Source organism: Sphaerotilus mobilis, assembly GCF_004216565.1.
GTDB classification, from domain to species: Bacteria; Pseudomonadota; Gammaproteobacteria; order Burkholderiales; family Burkholderiaceae_C; genus Sphaerotilus; species Sphaerotilus mobilis.
This window is the reverse complement of record NZ_SGWV01000008.1, coordinates 406,571-422,141: the sequence shown is the minus strand read 5'-3', so window position 1 is coordinate 422,141 and position 15,571 is coordinate 406,571. Positions and strand designations below refer to the sequence as shown.

General features: G+C 70.8%; 11 protein-coding genes and 1 tRNA gene. 6 read left to right on the top strand and 6 right to left on the bottom strand.

What is annotated here, in order from left to right:
- The first annotated feature begins 49 nt into the window (after window positions 1-49).
- The 6 genes from EV685_RS07235 (at window position 50) to EV685_RS07210 (ending at window position 9,109) form a co-directional block, all read left to right on the top strand.
- Entirely contained in the window at window positions 50-1,213 is a 1,164-nt protein-coding gene (locus EV685_RS07235; RefSeq protein ID WP_130481326.1) for an ABC transporter substrate-binding protein, read from the top strand.
- A 54-nt stretch (window positions 1,214-1,267) separates the two neighbouring features.
- Window positions 1,268-2,104 carry an amidohydrolase family protein gene (locus EV685_RS07230; RefSeq protein ID WP_130481325.1) on the top strand — a complete coding sequence of 279 codons (837 nt, stop codon included), beginning with the start codon at window positions 1,268-1,270 and terminating at the stop codon, window positions 2,102-2,104.
- Between the two features lie 308 nt (window positions 2,105-2,412).
- The gene (locus tag EV685_RS07225; protein ID WP_130481324.1) at window positions 2,413-2,832 is read left to right on the top strand and encodes a putative pterin-binding protein; all 420 of its coding nucleotides are present in this window, start codon (window positions 2,413-2,415) and stop codon (window positions 2,830-2,832) included.
- The gene (locus EV685_RS07220) at window positions 2,829-5,312 is read left to right on the top strand and encodes a putative bifunctional diguanylate cyclase/phosphodiesterase (RefSeq protein WP_130481323.1); all 2,484 of its coding nucleotides are present in this window, start codon (window positions 2,829-2,831) and stop codon (window positions 5,310-5,312) included. The genes EV685_RS07225 and EV685_RS07220 overlap by 4 nt, the downstream gene beginning before the upstream one ends.
- Before the next feature lie 38 nt (window positions 5,313-5,350).
- On the top strand, window positions 5,351-8,623 hold the full coding sequence (locus EV685_RS07215; protein ID WP_130481322.1) for a ligand-binding sensor domain-containing diguanylate cyclase: 3,273 nt from the start codon (window positions 5,351-5,353) through the stop codon (window positions 8,621-8,623).
- 48 nt (window positions 8,624-8,671) lie between these two features.
- Window positions 8,672-9,109 carry a YidB family protein gene (locus EV685_RS07210; RefSeq protein ID WP_130481321.1) on the top strand — a complete coding sequence of 146 codons (438 nt, stop codon included), beginning with the start codon at window positions 8,672-8,674 and terminating at the stop codon, window positions 9,107-9,109.
- 30 nt (window positions 9,110-9,139) lie between these two features.
- Here the strand turns inward: EV685_RS07210 and EV685_RS07205 are convergent, their stop codons facing one another.
- From EV685_RS07205 to EV685_RS07180, 6 genes are all read right to left on the bottom strand, one after another.
- A complete protein-coding gene (locus EV685_RS07205; RefSeq protein WP_130481320.1) occupies window positions 9,140-9,970 on the bottom strand; it encodes a TOBE domain-containing protein in 831 nt (276 codons plus the stop codon).
- Window positions 9,967-10,656 (bottom strand): sulfate/molybdate ABC transporter ATP-binding protein, encoded by a 690-nt coding sequence (locus tag EV685_RS07200; RefSeq protein WP_130481319.1) that lies wholly within the window; start codon window positions 10,654-10,656, stop codon window positions 9,967-9,969. Before EV685_RS07200 ends, EV685_RS07205 begins: the two co-directional genes overlap by 4 nt.
- On the bottom strand, window positions 10,653-11,327 hold the full coding sequence (modB, locus tag EV685_RS07195) for a molybdate ABC transporter permease subunit (protein WP_130481318.1): 675 nt from the start codon (window positions 11,325-11,327) through the stop codon (window positions 10,653-10,655). The genes EV685_RS07200 and modB overlap by 4 nt, the downstream gene beginning before the upstream one ends.
- Entirely contained in the window at window positions 11,327-12,076 is a 750-nt protein-coding gene (gene modA, locus EV685_RS07190) for a molybdate ABC transporter substrate-binding protein (RefSeq protein WP_130481317.1), read from the bottom strand. Before modA ends, modB begins: the two co-directional genes overlap by 1 nt.
- Before the next feature lie 207 nt (window positions 12,077-12,283).
- Window positions 12,284-12,359: transfer RNA gene (locus EV685_RS07185), tRNA-Thr, on the bottom strand.
- 43 nt (window positions 12,360-12,402) lie between these two features.
- On the bottom strand, window positions 12,403-15,465 hold the full coding sequence (locus EV685_RS07180) for a tetratricopeptide repeat protein (protein WP_165396737.1): 3,063 nt from the start codon (window positions 15,463-15,465) through the stop codon (window positions 12,403-12,405).
- Window positions 15,466-15,571: the final 106 nt, after the last annotated feature.

The following is a 15,571-nucleotide window of genomic DNA, read 5'->3' as shown; positions in this document are numbered from 1 at the left end:
ACGGCCACACGGCCATCCGGCCCTACGGCCACCCACAGGAGACAAGACCATGCACCCATCCACCCAACGCCGCGCCGGCCTTCAAGCCGCCGTCGCCGTCGCGGCCGCCAGCCTGTTCGCCCTGCCGGCCCTGGCCGCCGATGTCGTCAAGATCGCCACGCTGGTCGAGCTGTCCGGCGCGGGCGCGACCTCGGGCACCAACTTCAAGAACGGTATCGAGCTGGCGGTGCGCGAGATCAACGCGGCCGGCGGCATCCTGGGTCGCAAGATCGAGACGTCGACCTCCGACACGCAGAGCAACCCCGGCGTGGCCAAGGGCCTGGCGCAGAAGGCCGTTGACGACGAGGTGTTCGCGGTCTTCGGGCCGGTGTTCTCCGGCTCCATCATGGTCAGCATGGCCGAGACCCGGCGGGCCGAGGTGCCCAACTTCACCGGCGGCGAGGCGGCGGCGATCACCAAGCAGGGCAACCCCTACATCTTCCGCACCAGCTTCACCCAGGACACCGCGATGCCCAAGGTGGCACGCTACATCGCGCAGAACCTGAAGGCCAAGACCGTCGCGCTCATCTACGTCAACAACGACTACGGCAAGGGTGGCCGCGAATCGCTGATGGCCGCGCTGGAACCGCTGGGCGTCAAGGTCATCGCCGACCTGTCCACCGAACAGGCGCAGATCGACTTCTCCGCACCGGTCCTCAAGGCCAAGCAGGCCAATGCCGACGTGGTCTTCGTCTACACCAACGAAGAGGAATCCGCCCGTGCCCTGCGCGAGCTGCGCAAGCAAGGTGTCACCAAGCCCATCGTGGGCGAGACCACGCTGGTCGGGCAGAAGGTGATCGAGCTAGCGGGCGAGGCCGCGAACGGTGCGGTCGCCCACGTGGGCCTGACGGTCGATGCGCCGTCGCCGGCGATGAAGGCCTTCAACGCCAAGTTCCAGAAGGAATACAAGTACGTCACCGACCACAACGGCATCAAGGGCTACACCGGCATCTACATCCTCAAGGCCGCGATCGAGAAGGTCGGCAAGTTCGACCGCAAGGCAGTGGCTGCCGCGCTGCATGGTCTGACCATCTCCGCGGCCAAGGAGCCGGGTGTCATCATGGACGTGAGCATCGACGCCAACGGCGACCTGGACCGCGAGAGCTTCCTGGTCGAGGCCCGCAACGGCGGCCAGATCGTCAAGGAAGTGCTGCCCGCGCTGGGCCGCCGTTGATGACGGGCGGGCCCTGGGTCATGGGCCCGCCATGACATCCCCTTGAAGGCGGACATGAACATCTTCGACGAGCCCAAGATCGACTGCCACAACCATGTGCTGGACCCCGTCCGGCACCCCTATGCGGCGGATGTCGCCTACCGCCCGGCGGGGCAGGAGATCGGCACGCTGGCCCAGCACCGGCTGGTGATGGACAGCTACGGCATCCGTCATGCGCTGGTGGTCGGGCCGAACTCGGGCTACGGGCTGGACAACCGCTGCCTGCTGGACACGCTGGCCGCCAGTGGCGGGCGCTACAAGGGCATCGCGGTGGTCCGCAACGACACCAGCCGCGAGGAACTGCAGCGGCTGCAGCAAGCCGGCGTGGTTGGCGTGGCCTTCAACGCCACGATCCATGGCGTGGACCACTACCTCGACAGCGCGCCGATGCTGCGCCACCTCGCCGATCTCGGCCTGTTCATCCAAGCCCAGGTCACCGACGACCAGATGGTGGGCCTGGCTCCGCTGCTGCTGGACAGCGGCGCACGCATCCTGATCGACCATGCCGGCCGGCCGGTGCCGTCGCGCGGCCTGCAGCAGCCGGGTTTCCAGGCCGTGCTGGACCTGGCCCGCAGTGGCAGGGCGGTGGTCAAGCTCTCGGGCCACCAGAAGTACTCGGCCGGCCCCTGGCCTTACGACGATGCCGAGCCACATGTTCGCGCCCTCGTCGATGCCTACGGGCTGGACGCCTGCGTGTGGGCCAGCGACTGGCCCTTTCTGCGGGCTGGCGAGCGGCTGGACATGGGCCCGCTGCTGCGACTGGTCGAGCGCTGGTGGCCCGATCCGGCCGATCGGCGCCGGCTGCTGTGGGACACGCCACGGCGACTTTTTCAGTTCGGTCAAGCGGGCTGACACCGATCGGCGGGGCTGATCGGCCCCACTCTTGACCTGCATCGGTCCTCGTGATGATTCCGTCACGCTCCGGCCCCTGCTTCGGGCAACCCTGCGTGGCCGGCCCGAGACAGGTCCGGGACACTCTGAGGATTACCTTAAGCAGTGCTGGGATCGGTGCCGACACGATGAGCGATGACACGACAGACAAGACGCGCGGCCCATCCGGGGCGAGGCGCCGTTTCATCGGCCTGCTGGCCGGCGCAACAGCGGGGCTGATTGGGCATGACCTCGCCTCGGCTCAGGCCGGGCCGCCCAAGGGGCGGGTGATGCTCACCGTCCGGGGCGTCCTGAAGCATCCGAACGTGCCGGATGCGCCTGCCCGCCACCTGTTTGATGCCGACATGCTCGATGCGCTGCCGGTGCAGACCGTGCGCACCCGCACGCCTTGGCACAAGGGGCTGATCGTCTTCACCGGGCCCTTGCTGGCCGATGTGCTGGCCCAGGCCGGAGCGGCCGGCCAGATCGCCCAGATGACGGCCCTCAACGACTACCAGGTCCGCATGCCACTGGGCGAGGTGCTGCCGTACCGGCCCATCCTGGCCCGTCGTGCCGATGGCGTCGAACTGTCCGTGCGCGACAAGGGGCCGCTGTTCCTGATCTTTCCCTACGACGACGTGCCGGAGGTTCGCAACGACCTCTACCACTCGCGTTCGATCTGGCAGGTCAAAGAGATCGAGGTCCGATGACCCAGGGTCTTTTTGCCCGACTGCGGCGTGTCGGACGTGCTGCGACGGCGCGGCGCTTCTGGCAGCCGGCGCTGTCGGCGCTGGTGGTCGTGCTGGTGCTGGGCATCGGCGGCCTGCAGTACAACCAATGGAAGCGCTTCGAGGCCACCGTCAGCCTCAGTCGTGCCGGCGTCGAGTGGGACTTGTTCCAGCTGCAGGCCGAGCGCTACAAGATGATCGCCAAGCTCAACGAGGCGCTGCTCACGCGCGGCGATCCTGCCGTCATGGACGAGGTCCTGCTGCGCTACGAGGTGATCATCAGCCGGCTGGAGATCATGCGTGCGGGGTCCGGACCGCGCGAGGAGTTCCGCGCGCCGCGCAACCGTCCGCTGTTCGAGCGCATGGAAGCGTTTGCACAGGCGGGCGACACCTACTTCCATGACCGGGATCGCCCGCCGCTCTATGACGAGGCCCGCTTGCGCGACCTGCGCCGGGCGCTGGAGGACATGGCCGCGCCGCTGCAGGAGGTCGTCCTCAACATCAACACCCTGCAGAACGAAGAGGCGCTGGCGCGGGTGCAGCAGCTGCGCGAGCAGGCGGTGCTGTCCGGCGCGAGTTCGTTGGCCCTGGCCGCGCTGGTCGGGGCACTCGGACTGCTGGCCTTGCGCCAGTTGCGCACCACGCGGCAGAAGAACGCCGAGCTGATGGCGGTACAGGCCCAGCTCCAGGATGCGCTCGATCGCGCCGAGGCCAGCAACACCGCCTTGCGCGAGAGCGAGCAGCGCCTGACCGGGCTCATCGACACCGCCAAGGACGCGATCATCAGCATCGACCAGTCCCAGCGCATCATCGTTTTCAACTCGGCGGCGGAGGCCATGTTCGGCCGGACGACCGAGGACATGCTGGGCGAAACGCTGGACGTGCTGCTGCCCCTGTCGACGCGGCCGGGTCATGCCGGGTTCGTCGCCCGCTTCGGGGAACTCAGCGGTGCACCGCGTGCCATGGGCACCCTGTCGGGCCTGACGGCTCTGCGCGCCAATGGCGAGGTCTTCCCGATCGAGGCGTCGATCTCGGCCTTCGATGCCGCGGGTCGCAAGGCCTTCCTGGTCATCATCCGCGACATCACCGAGCGCGAACGGGCCTTCCGGGCGCTGCAGGCCAGCGAGGCGTCGCTGCGCGAGGCCCAGGGCAAGGTCCAGCAACTGGCTTATTTCGACAGCCTCACGCAGGTCCCCAACCGGACCCACTACGTCACCGAGATCGTTGGCATCCTGGACCGCGCCCTCGAACATCGCCGGCTCGGTGCGGTCATCCTGATCGACCTCGACAACTTCAAGGCCATCAACGACAACTGGGGTCACCGCAGCGGGGACCGCCTGCTCATCGAGTTCGCACGCCGCATCGTCGAACACGTTCCCGAAGGCACCTTTGTGGCCCGCCTCGGTGGCGACGAGTTCATCGCCGTGCTGACCGGTCTGTCGGCCGATGTGGCAGCCGCTTCGGCCGATGTGCGCGACACCTGTCGCCACCTGCTGCAGGCCCTGCAGGCACCGTGCGTGATCGACGGCCGCGAGCACGCTTGTTCGGCCAGCATGGGTGTGGCGCTGTTTGGCGACGCGCCGTTGAACGCCGATGACCTGCTGAGCCGGGCCGATTCGGCCATGTACCAGGCCAAGGCCGATGGCCGCAACGACTTCCGCTTCTTCGACCAGCAACTGCAGGCTCATCTGGTGAGCCAGGCCGAGCTGGAAGCCGACCTGCGTCAGAGCATCACCCGCGAGGAACTGAGCCTGCATCTGCAGGCGCAGGTCGATGCGCGTGGCGTGATGGTGGGTGTCGAGGCGCTGCTGCGCTGGAACCACCCGACCCGCGGATCGGTCTCGCCCGCCCAGTTCATCGCCGTGGCCGAGAGCAGCGGCTACATCCTCAGGCTCGGTCCCTGGGTGTTGCGCAAGGCCTGCGACATCCTCGCGAGCTGGTCCCGGGACGACGCGACGGCGGCGCTGACCATGGCGGTCAATGTGAGTGCCCGGCAGTTCCACCACCCCGACTTTGTCAACCAGGTGGTGGATGCCTTGCGCCAGTCAGGGGCCAACCCGACGCGGCTCAAGCTCGAACTGACCGAAAGCATGCTCGCGCGTGATCTGGGCGTCATCGCGCAGAAGATGGCCACGCTCAAGGCACTCGGCGTGACCTTCTCGCTGGACGACTTCGGCACCGGCTATTCGTCGCTCGCCTACCTGCAGCGCCTGCCGCTGGACCAGCTCAAGATCGATCGTGGCTTTGTGCATGGCCTGCCCGACGGAGCCAGCGAATCGGCCATCGTGCGCACCGTGATCGCACTGGGTCGGCAGCTCGGTTTCGAGGTCATCGCCGAGGGGGTCGAGACCGCCGATCAGCTCGCCTTCCTGCGGCAGCACGGCTGCGAGCGCTTCCAGGGCTACCTGTTCGGCCGGCCGATGCCCTTGAACGAGCTGTTGGCGGTCTGCGGACACTCCTAAACTGCGGGGCAAACAACCGAAGCGGTACAGGTTCCCTCATGTCCTCGCACGTTCTGTGGCTCGCGCTGTGCCGGTTCGGGCTGGTGCAAGGACTGCTGACGGTTCTGTGCGCCCTGGCCGCTGGCTGGCCCGGCGCGACGCTGGCGGCCAGCCCGGCGCCGCTCATCGAATCCGTGGGGACCGATGTCATCGCCCGCGATGTGGTGGCCGCGCTGGCCCAGGACCGGCATGGATTCCTCTGGGTGGCGACCGGTGACGGCCTGGTCCGTCACGACGGCATCGAGTTCCGGGCCCAGGAGCTGCCAGACAGCGATCCGGCCCGGCGCAGCGTCGGCTGGGTGCGGGCCTTGCTCCCGGCGCGTGATGGCCGGCTGTGGGTCGGCACCGAGTCGCAGGGTCTGGCGGTCCATGACCCCGCCAGCGGCCGCTTGAAGCGGTGGCCGATCGCCGTCGATGCCGAACCGTCCATGGGTCAGGTGGCCGCCCCCGATGCCCCCAATGCCCCCGCGCGTGCGCTGCCGCAGATCCAGGCCCTGGCCGAGGACATCGACGGCGCGATCTGGGTCGGCTACCGCGGCGAGGGGCTTGTGCGCATCGACCTGTCGACCGGCGCGGCGCGGCGGCTGGATGACGCCGGTCTGCCCGATGGCCGCGTCGAGGCGCTGCTGTTCGGCCGCAACGGCGTGCTCTGGGTGGGCACCTGGCGGGGACTGAGCCGGCGTTTGCCTGGCGCGGAACGCGTCGAGGCCGTGCCGCTGCCCGGCCCCGGCGCGGCCGACGGGCCGGCGCGCACCGTGCAGGCCCTGCTGGAAGATGCGCAAGGCAGGATCTGGGCCGGCACGCGCGAAGGCGACCTGCTGCTTGTCGACGGCGGGCGTGGTCCGCTGCGCACGCAACGCCTGGTCGACGGCCTGGGACGCTCCCACGGGGCGCCCGTCACCAGCCTGGCGCAGGCCCGCGACGGCACGGTCTGGGTCGGACGTGCCAATGGCATCGACCTGCACGCCGCCGATGGACGGCCGCTCGCTTCCTTGCGCCACGAGCCCGGACAGGTCGGCGGCCTGGCGGCCGACGAGGTGACCAGCCTGATCGTCGACCGCGCCGGCTGGGTCTGGATCGGTGGCATCGGCCTGGGCCTGCAGCGCCACAACCCGGCCAACCGCGACATCACCCTGGTGGGCATCGCGCCGGCCCTCGGACAACGGCCGCGCGAGGTCGATGTGCGGGGCCTGCTGGTGCGCCCCGATGGTCAGGTCTGGGTCTCGACGCTGGACGAAGGCGTGAGCGTGCTGGACGCCGACCTGAGGCTGAGCCGGCGGGTCAATGTCGACCCGGGGACGCCGACCGGTGCCCGGGAAACCGTCGTGGCGCTGGCCGAAGCGGGGGCCGGGTCGACCTGGCTGGCCACCGGCACGCGCCTGATCCTGCTCGATGCGGCTGGGCAGGTGCGCCGCAGCGTCGTGCACGGCGCAGGCCTTGTTCATGCGCTGCGTGTCGGCCCCGGTGGCACCCTCTGGGTCGGGGCGCAGGGCGGTCTGCATCGCCTCGATGCGGACGCCACCGCGCTGGCCGCCGTCTTGCGCAGCGATGGTGTGCCGCTCGGCGGCGACGTCTATGTGCTGGCAGAAGCACCGGACCGCTCGCTCTGGGTCGGTGGCCTGCAGGGGCTGCATCAGGTGCAGCCCGGCGGCGCGAGGCTGCTTCCGGTCCTTGCCGCCGAGGGCCATGGGCTGGGCAGCCCCGTCGTCATCGACCTGCTGTTCGATGCGCAGGGCGTGCTGTGGGTCGACACCGCCGTGGCCGGCCTGCACCGGATGACAGAAGGGCCCGACGGACCCGATGGCCGGGCCCGCTTCGACCGGGTCAGCCAGCGCCTGGGCATCGTGGGCAAGCCCTTTGGCAGCAACCTGTTGCAGGACCGGCGCGGGCGCATCTGGACCCATCTGCATGTGCACGATCCGCAAGCCGATCGCATCGACACGCTGACCGCTGTCGATGGCGTGCGCATCGGCAACGGCCGCTTCCGCGTCAAGGGCGTCCTGCCCGATGGCCGGCTGCTGTTCGGCGGCACCAAGGGCCTGCTGGCGGTGCGTGCCGAGGCCTGGGACCGATCGACCGACCAGCCGCCGCTGGTGGTCACCAGCCTGCGCATCCATGGTCAGCCACAGGTGACGGGGCCCTTGCCGGCGGTGTTGAAGCTGGCGTCCGGCGAACGCGATCTGGCTGTCGAGTTCGCCGCGCTCGACCTCAGCGAATCACGGCGGCTGCGCTACCGCTATCGCCTGGAGGGTCATGACGACGACTGGCTCGACACCCGCGCCGACCTGCGCGTGGCCAGCTACGGCAACCTCTGGCCGGGCGACTACCTGCTGCGGGTGCAGGCCACCAACCGCAGCGGGGTCTGGAGCGCCCAGGAGTTGGCGATCCGCCTGCGGGTCGAGCCGTCCTGGTGGCAGACCTGGGCCTTCGGGGTGGTGGCCGTGCTGCTGGTGCTGGCCGCTGCCAGCCTGGCCTGGCAGTTGCGCACCCGCGCGCTGCGCCTGCGTCATGATGAACTTGAGGCGCTGGTGCGCCAGCGCACCGCCGCGCTGGAAACCATGTCGCATGAGTTGCAGCAACGCTCTGCCGCGCTGGAGGCCGCCAGCCTGGTCGACCCGCTGACCGGCCTGCACAACCGCCGCTACCTGACCGAACAGATCGACGCGCTGGTGGCGCAGGCGATCCGCCGCCATGACAACCATCGCTTGCATGGCACGCCGCTGGGCGAGGACGCCGACCTGGTCTTTTTCCTGGTCGACATCGACCACTTCAAGGAAGTCAACGACCAGCACGGCCATGCCGCCGGCGATGCCGTGCTGCGCCAGATGCGCGCACGCCTGCAGCAGGTCTTCCGCGCGGGCGATCACCTGGTGCGCTGGGGCGGCGAGGAGTTCCTGGTCGTCGCCGTCGGCACCTCGCGGGCCGGTGCCGAACTGCTGGCCGAGCGCACGCGCGCGGCCGTGGCCGACCGGCCCTTCGTGCTCGACGACGGCAGCGTCCTGAGCAAGACCTGCTCGATCGGCTATGCCTGCCTGCCGCTGGCGCCCGTGTGGCCCCGGGCGCTGGACTGGCAGCAGGTGCTCAACGTGGCCGATGCGGCGCTCTATGCCGTCAAGGGCAGCGGGCGCGACGGCTGGATGGGCGTCATCCAGGCCGAGACCCCGTCGGTCGAGGACTTGCAGGCGCGGCTGCGCCTGCCGCTGGACGGCCCGCCCGGCCCGGTGGTGCTGACGCTGCGCCGTCGTCCGCCGACCGCAGGCCCGCAGGCCTGACGTCGGCGGCTGCTATAAGCGCAGCTTCAACCCAACCGAGGGAAAACCATGGGACTTTTTGATTCCGTCGCCGGCCAGCTGCTGGGCGCCGTCACGCAAGGCGCCGGCGCCAGCGCCGATGCACAGGGCGGTCTGATCGAGGCCATCGGCGGCCTGCTCAACAACCCCGCCACAGGCGGCATCCAGGGTCTGGTCTCGACCTTCGAGCAGCAGGGCCTGGGCGGGGTGATCCAGTCCTGGATCAGCACCGGCCAGAACCTGCCGATCTCGGCCGAGCAGATCCAGGCCGTGCTGGGCAGCAGCCAGGTGCAGGGCATCGCCCAGTCGCTGGGCCTGTCGCCCGACGCGGTCGGCGGCCAGCTCGCCAGCCTGCTGCCCCAGGTCATCGACGGCCTGACGCCGGGCGGCCAACTGCCCGAAGCCGGTGGCGGTCTGGACCTGTCCTCGCTCGGCGGCCTGCTGGGCATGCTGGGCAACAAGGGCTGACGCCGCCCGGGCGTGCCGGGCCGTGGTCGTTCAGGCGACCGTGGCGAGGATCACGTCCGACGGCTTGACCAGTGCGCTGACGGCGCTGCCGGGCTGCAGGCCCAGGTCGGCGATGGCGTGCTGGTCGACGATGGCGACGATGGCGAGTCCGCCAGCGTCCACGATCACCTCGGCGTTGACCGCGCCGGGGCGGATGGTGCGCACGCTGCCGTGAAGGTGGTTGCGGGTCGAGACGCGGGCCGGCCCGCTGGACAGCCCGGTCGCCAACATCACCGACGAGGACTTCACCAGCGCGATCACCGTCTGCTTGAGGCGCAGGGCCAGCGCCTCGGTGCTCTCTCGGGTGACGATGACCGACAGGCGCTGGCCGCCGGCCAGGTCCAGCTCGACCTCGTCGTTGACGGCCCCGGCGCGGATCGCCGCGATGCTGCCGACCCACTGGTTGCGTGCGCTGGTCTTCATGTTGAGGGCCTGGAGGATGGAGAAGTCCTGCGCCAGATCGAGTGCCCGAAGGTCCAGCAGGTCCAGGAAGCGCTGGTGCACCGCCTGGATCTGGCCGTAGCGTTCGAGCAGGCGCTGGCCGTGGTCGGTCAGGCGGGTGCGGCCACCACCACGGCCGCCGGTCACACGTTCGACCAGCGGCGTGCCGGAGAGCGTGTTCATCGCGTCGATCGCGTCCCAGGCGGCCTTGTAGCTCATGCCGTAGGCCTTGGCGGCCTGTGTGATCGAGCCCTGTTCGGCGACCGCCTGCAACAGGCCCATGCGGACCGCGCCGGCCAGGTCCTGATCGCCCATGGCCAGCGTGAGCGAGCCCTTCAGGCCCAGCGCGGGCGTGGCTGGGCGGCGGCGCGGCATCGTCATGGCGTCGTTGCCCCTCGCGGCGCGTCGACCACCCGGCCGGCCCGCACGTGCACGACCTGCTCGGCCAGATCGTCGACGTCCTCGTCGTCGTGCGTGATCAGCAGCATCGGCAGGCCCAGGTCCGTCTGCAAGGCCTTCAGTTCGCGCCGCAATTGCTGGCGCAGGGAGCGGTCGAGCGCGGCAAAGGGCTCGTCGAGCAGCAGCGCGCGCGGCTCGTGCACCAGCGCGCGGGCGAGCGCCGCACGCTGGCGCTGGCCGCCGGAGATCTGGTGCGGCAGGTGGTCGGCGATGGCCTGCAGATGGAAGTCGCGCAGCCAGCGGTCGACCACCGGGTCGGCGATGCGTCGCGGCGGGTTGAACCAGCCGCTGCGCCGGGCGAAGGCGATGTTCTGGCGCACGCTCAGGTGCGGGAACAGGGCATGGTCCTGGAACACGCAGCCCAGGCCGCGCTGCTGCGGTGTCAGCCAGGTGCCGCTGGCGCTGTCGGCCAGGACCTGCTCGGCGACGACGACACGCCCGGCGTCCGGCCGTCCGATGCCCGCGATCAGGCGCAGCGTCTGCGTCTTGCCGGAGCCGGACGGGCCGAACAGCACGATGCGGCCGGCATCGCTGCGGATGTGCATGTCGAGCTCGAAGCGCTCCGGGCCGTGGCGCAGCTGCTTGCGCAGCGAGATGTCCCAGCTCATGACCGCACCATCACGCGCCCCGGCACCAGCCGGCCGGCGCTCAGCAACACGGCGATGCAGGTCAGCGAGGTGATGGCGACCAGGAAGTGGGCGGTGTCGTCCTGTCCGGCCTGGACCGCCTCGTAGACCGCGATCGACAGGGTCTGCGTCTTGCCGGCGATGCTGCCGGCCACCATCAGCGTGGCGCCGAACTCGCCCAGCGCCCGAGCAAAGGACAGCAGCAGCCCGGCCAGGATGCCGCGCCAGGCCAGCGGCAAGGACACCCGGAAGAAGACGGCCGACTCGCTCAGCCCGAGCGAGCGGGCGGCGTCTTCCAGTTGCGGCTCGACGTTCTCGAAGGCCGCCCGGGCGGCCTTGAAGACCAGCGGGAAGGCGACGATCGTCGCGGCGATCACGGCGGCCTGCCAGGTGAAGATCAGGCGGATGCCGAAGGTCGACAGCAACCATTGCCCGAGCGTGCCCTGGGTGCCGATGACCACCAGCAGGTAGTAGCCCAGCACGGTCGGCGGCATGACCATCGGCAGGGTCAACGCGGCGTCCAGCAGGTCGCGTCCGGCCCAGCGCCAGCGCGCCATCGCGTAGCCGGTGGCGACGCCCAGGAACAGGTTGATGAAGGTCGCCCAGCCCGCCACCTTGAGCGTGAGCTGCAGAGCGATCCAGGCGCTGTCCATCAGGGCTTGCCAAAGCCGTAGCGGGCCAGCACCGTTTGCGCCGGTGGGGTGCGCAGGAAGTCGATGAAGCGGGCCCCGTCCACCGGGTTCGGCGCCGCCGCGAGTGCCGCCACGGGGTAGACGATGGCTTGGGCGGTCGGCACCGTGAGGGCGATCTTGACCCGGTCGGGCATCAGCGCCGCATCGGTGGCGTAGACGAAGCCGGCATCGACCTCGGCACGCGCGACGTAGTCCAGCGCCTGGCGCACCGAACTGGCTCCGATCATCTTGGGCGCGATCGCCCCCCAGAGCTTGGCGGCCTCCAGCACGCCCTGGGTGTAACGCCCGACCGGCACGCTGGCGGGCAGTCCGATGGCGATGCGGCCGTAGGCTGGCTGGGTCAGGTCGGCGATGGTCTTGGGCATCGTGGCGCTGCTGCCCGGCACGATCACCACCAGCGTGTTGGACACCACATCACGCCGGCTGCCGGCCTTCAACAAGCCCTGGGCCTGCGCCCGGTCCATCGTCTCCTGGTCGGCACTGATGAAGACGTCGACCGGCGCCCCCTTGGCAATCTGCTGCAACAAGGCCCCCGACGCACCAAAGTTCAGCTGCACCTTGGCACCGGGATATGCCGACTCATACAACGGTGCAATATCCTTGAACGCGTTCGTCAGGCTGGCGGCAGCCGAGACGGTGAGGTCTGCAGCAAACGCACAAGGCGTCAGGAGCAGCGCCGCAGCCAGTGGGTAGAGGTGTCGGAGCGGCATGTTCACACGTCTCAGGAATTCGTTGTATGCGGAAATATACAACGAGGCTGTCCCACCTTGACCGCTCGCGGGACCCGCTGATCCGACCAGCGCCGACGCACGCGGCGGGTTGTCTCAGGACGCAAAAAAGCCGCCTCGGTGGGCGGCTTCTCAGCTTTTTTGCGCTTTCGCGTTTTTGCTTTTTTCAACCTGTCCGCCCTTGAAGGGTGGTGCCGGCAAGAGGAGTCGAACCCCCGACCTTCGCATTACGAATGCGCTGCTCTACCAACTGAGCTATGCCGGCTTCGGCGAAAGACCGCGATTCTAGGGGGAAAAAACGCAAGTGATCAAGCGGGGGCCTCCAAAGTCTGTCGACGAGGCGAGGCGCGGGTGCCGGTTTGTTCACGGACTGCGCCGGCCGGGCGGGCCATCGGGGGCGGTGGCAGCAGCGCATCCTGCAGGCGGCCGGCGAGCAGGGCGGGCTGGAACAGCGGGGCACCGGCGTGGCGGCTGATGCCTTGTTGGCGCTGGGCGAGCAGCGCGCGCGGCTGGCGCAGGGCGGCGAGGGCGGCCTGTTGCCAGGCGTCGATGTCGTCGTGACACGCGTCGACCGCGTCGGCGGCTTTCAACAGCGCACGCACGCGGCCGGACGGATCGGCCGTGCCGGCCAGAGCGAGCACCGGCACGGCGGCGGCCAGGGCCTGGGCGAGGGGATCGGGCAGGGCGTGGTCGTGCCAGTCGGGGGTGAGCTGCAGGTAGAGATCGACGGCGCTCAGCGCACCGCGCCGCAGCGCGAGGGCGTGTGGCCCGGCTTCTGTGTGGTGCAGACGCTCCGGGGCGATGCCGGCCGCGCGGGCGAGGTCGACGATGGCGGCCCGCAGCGCGGGGTCGGCCGGCGCCAGCCACAGGTGGGCGGGAGGACAGGCCTGCAGCAGCGCGAACAGGCGGTCCAGCGCGGGGCGCGACAAGGACTCCAGCGGCGCCAGGCAGGCCAGCACCGGGGCCTTGCCCGGCAGGCCCAGGCGGGTGCGCCAGCGCGACCGCAAGGGACTGGCCGCCTGCAGCGCGTCGGCCGGGCCGGCGCAGGCGAGCGTGACGGGCCAGGGCGACAGCGTTGGCGCGCCCGGGGCGTCGTCCGGCATCTGGCAACGGTCGAAGGCCGCCAGCCGCAGCGAGGCCGGCAGGCGTGGCCACAGGCCCGGTCGGGCGTGACAGCCGTCGCCGTCCAGGTCCACCAGGGCATCGGGTTCGAGGCTCAGGACCTGTCGCGCCAGTTCGGCATCGCTGCCAGCGCCCAGATCCTCGGCATCCAGACCGGCCGGCGTGCTGACCCGGCCGTCGTCCTGCGGGGCCGACCAGTGCCAGACCTGCACGTCGAAACGGCTGCGGTCGTGCTGGGCCAGCAGGCTGCGCACGCCATCCTGATGACGCAGCAGCGCGTGGGGCGAGCCGATGTAGGCCAGCCGGGGGCGGCGGCTGGCGAGGCTGCGGCGTTCGGGCGCTGCGGCATCTGGGGCCGGATGGGCCGGACGCAGCGCGGCGCGGGTGGCGTCGTCCAGCAAGGGCGCCAGGGTGCACCACAGGGCGGTGTCCAGCGCTTGGGCGCGAGGCGCGACGGCGAGCACGGCGGCGGCGGCCGTGGCGCGGCGGTCGTCCGGTGCCACGGTGGGATCGCTCAGGCGCAGCAGCCACCAGGCTTCGAGGTCGCGCCAGGCGAGGTCGGCCGGCGCATCGGCCTCTGGCGTCGTTGCCGATGGGTCGGGCAAGGTGTCGACCGGCCGGGCGAGCCGCAGGAGTTCACGCGCACGGCTGTTCAAGCCCGCTTGCCGATACAGCCGGGCCAGCGTGGCGACCGCCTGGGCGTCGCCGGGTCGGCGTTCAAGACAGCGGCGCAGGCAGGCCGCTGCGGCGTCGGTGTCGCCCCGAGCGGCGTGGGCGCGGGCCGACAGGCGCAGCGCGCGGGCATGGCCGGCGTGGCTGGCATCGAGCTGGCGCAGGCAGGCATCGAGGTAGGACAGGGCGGCTTCGGGCTCGCCGACGCCGATCAGCAAGCTCGCCAGCGCGAGTTGCCAGTCGGTCTCGGCCGGCTGGTGGCCCAGGCCTTCGCGGTAGAGCGTGATGGCGAGGTCGGCGTCGCCGGCGAGGCCACGTTCGTCGTGCAAGCGGGCCAGCGGCCCCCGCACGCCACCGTCCGAAGGCGCCAGCGCCAGCGCGCGGGTCAGGGCGTCGATGGCGGGATCGGTTCGTGCCAGCTCGACCCGCAGCAGGCCCAGGCTCTTCCAGCCGTCCGGCCAGGCCGGCGCGACCTCGGTGACGCGGGCGTGGCAACGCTCGGCCCAGGCGAGCTGGCCGGTGGTCTGGCCGATCAGGCCGAGCAGGCGCCAGGCGTCCGGGCGCTGCGGATGGCTGATCAGCAACTGCAGGGCATGGTCGCGGGCGGCGTCCAGGGCGCCCTGCTGGCAGGCGTTGATGGCCTCGACGACGCCGGCCAGCGCGTCGTCCGGAGACTGGCGGCGCAGGGCATGGCGGCGCGACGGTGCCCACGCGGCCAGGGCGCCGGGCAGGTCCTGCACGGTGACGACGGTCGGCGCGCCGAGGTGGGCCGGTGGGGGCGACGAGGGCAGGTCCGCGTCAGGCCCGCTCGCCAGCCACCAGACTGGCTTGCCGAGCGCCCAGGCCAGCGTGGCCGCTTCCGGCTGGTGGGTCACGAGCAGGTCCAGCGTGGCGATGCGGCGGGCCAGCAGCAGGCGGTCGGTGGCTGCTGCAGCCAGGTCGGGCCAGCGGCCCAGGCGACGGGCGCGGGTCACGTCGTCCAGGCTGTCGACCGGCTCGCGCCAATGCCAGGCGCAGATCCGCAGGGGTTCGGCCAGGCCGTCGAGCAGGTCCATCGCCGGTGCGCCTTGCGGGCTGTTGTCCAGGCAACTGCCGATCCAGAGGGTGTCGGCCCGGTCGGGCTGGCCTTGGGCGTCGGCCTCGTCGAACAGGCTGGTGACGTAGGCCGCACCCAGGTGCAGGCGTGGCCAGGGCCCGTCGGCGACCGCGCCCAGCAAGGCCGGCAGCTCGCCGAGCGGGATCCAGGCGTCGACCGCGCCGACCAGATCGGGCGGCGCGTCGCCCGGGTCGAGCCGGTCCTCGGTGTGGCCTTCCCGGTCGACCGGCCAGACCGCCCAGACGCCCCAGACCCGTGCCAGCCAGTCGGCCTGCGTCGCCGGCAGGCGCAGCAGCACGCGGATGCCCCGCGCGGCCAGCGTCGCCAAGGCGTCGGCGGCGGCGAGGTTGCTGGCCAGGTCCGGGCCGGCAACGACCAGGAGCGCACGCGACGCGGCCAGATCGGCGCCGAGCCAGCGCGGCCACGGCAGCGCGGGTTCTGGATGGGAGGCGGGGGAGGGCAAGGACGGCGAGGACGTCATGACATGGCGGGCAGGGCGGGCTGCGTGGGCGCCGGACCGGATGCCGACGCTTGCCCGCCAGCCTACGCCGCCGCGGTCGTGGCAAGGACGGGAACAGGCCGACGCT

Excerpts from the sequence above, each read along its gene's own strand:
- modB (WP_130481318.1), bottom strand. The coding sequence starts at position 11,327 with ATGGACAGCGCCTGGATCGCTCTGCAGCTCACGCTCAAGGTGGCGGGC.
- EV685_RS07215 (WP_130481322.1), top strand. The coding sequence starts at position 5,351 with ATGTCCTCGCACGTTCTGTGGCTCGCGCTGTGCCGGTTCGGGCTGGTG.
- EV685_RS07235 (WP_130481326.1), top strand. The coding sequence starts at position 50 with ATGCACCCATCCACCCAACGCCGCGCCGGCCTTCAAGCCGCCGTCGCC.
- EV685_RS07200 (WP_130481319.1), bottom strand. The coding sequence starts at position 10,656 with ATGAGCTGGGACATCTCGCTGCGCAAGCAGCTGCGCCACGGCCCGGAG.
- EV685_RS07180 (WP_165396737.1), bottom strand. The coding sequence starts at position 15,465 with ATGACGTCCTCGCCGTCCTTGCCCTCCCCCGCCTCCCATCCAGAACCC.
- modA (WP_130481317.1), bottom strand. The coding sequence starts at position 12,076 with ATGCCGCTCCGACACCTCTACCCACTGGCTGCGGCGCTGCTCCTGACG.
- EV685_RS07225 (WP_130481324.1), top strand. The coding sequence starts at position 2,413 with ATGCTCACCGTCCGGGGCGTCCTGAAGCATCCGAACGTGCCGGATGCG.
- EV685_RS07220 (WP_130481323.1), top strand. The coding sequence starts at position 2,829 with ATGACCCAGGGTCTTTTTGCCCGACTGCGGCGTGTCGGACGTGCTGCG.
- EV685_RS07205 (WP_130481320.1), bottom strand. The coding sequence starts at position 9,970 with ATGACGATGCCGCGCCGCCGCCCAGCCACGCCCGCGCTGGGCCTGAAG.
- EV685_RS07230 (WP_130481325.1), top strand. The coding sequence starts at position 1,268 with ATGAACATCTTCGACGAGCCCAAGATCGACTGCCACAACCATGTGCTG.
- EV685_RS07210 (WP_130481321.1), top strand. The coding sequence starts at position 8,672 with ATGGGACTTTTTGATTCCGTCGCCGGCCAGCTGCTGGGCGCCGTCACG.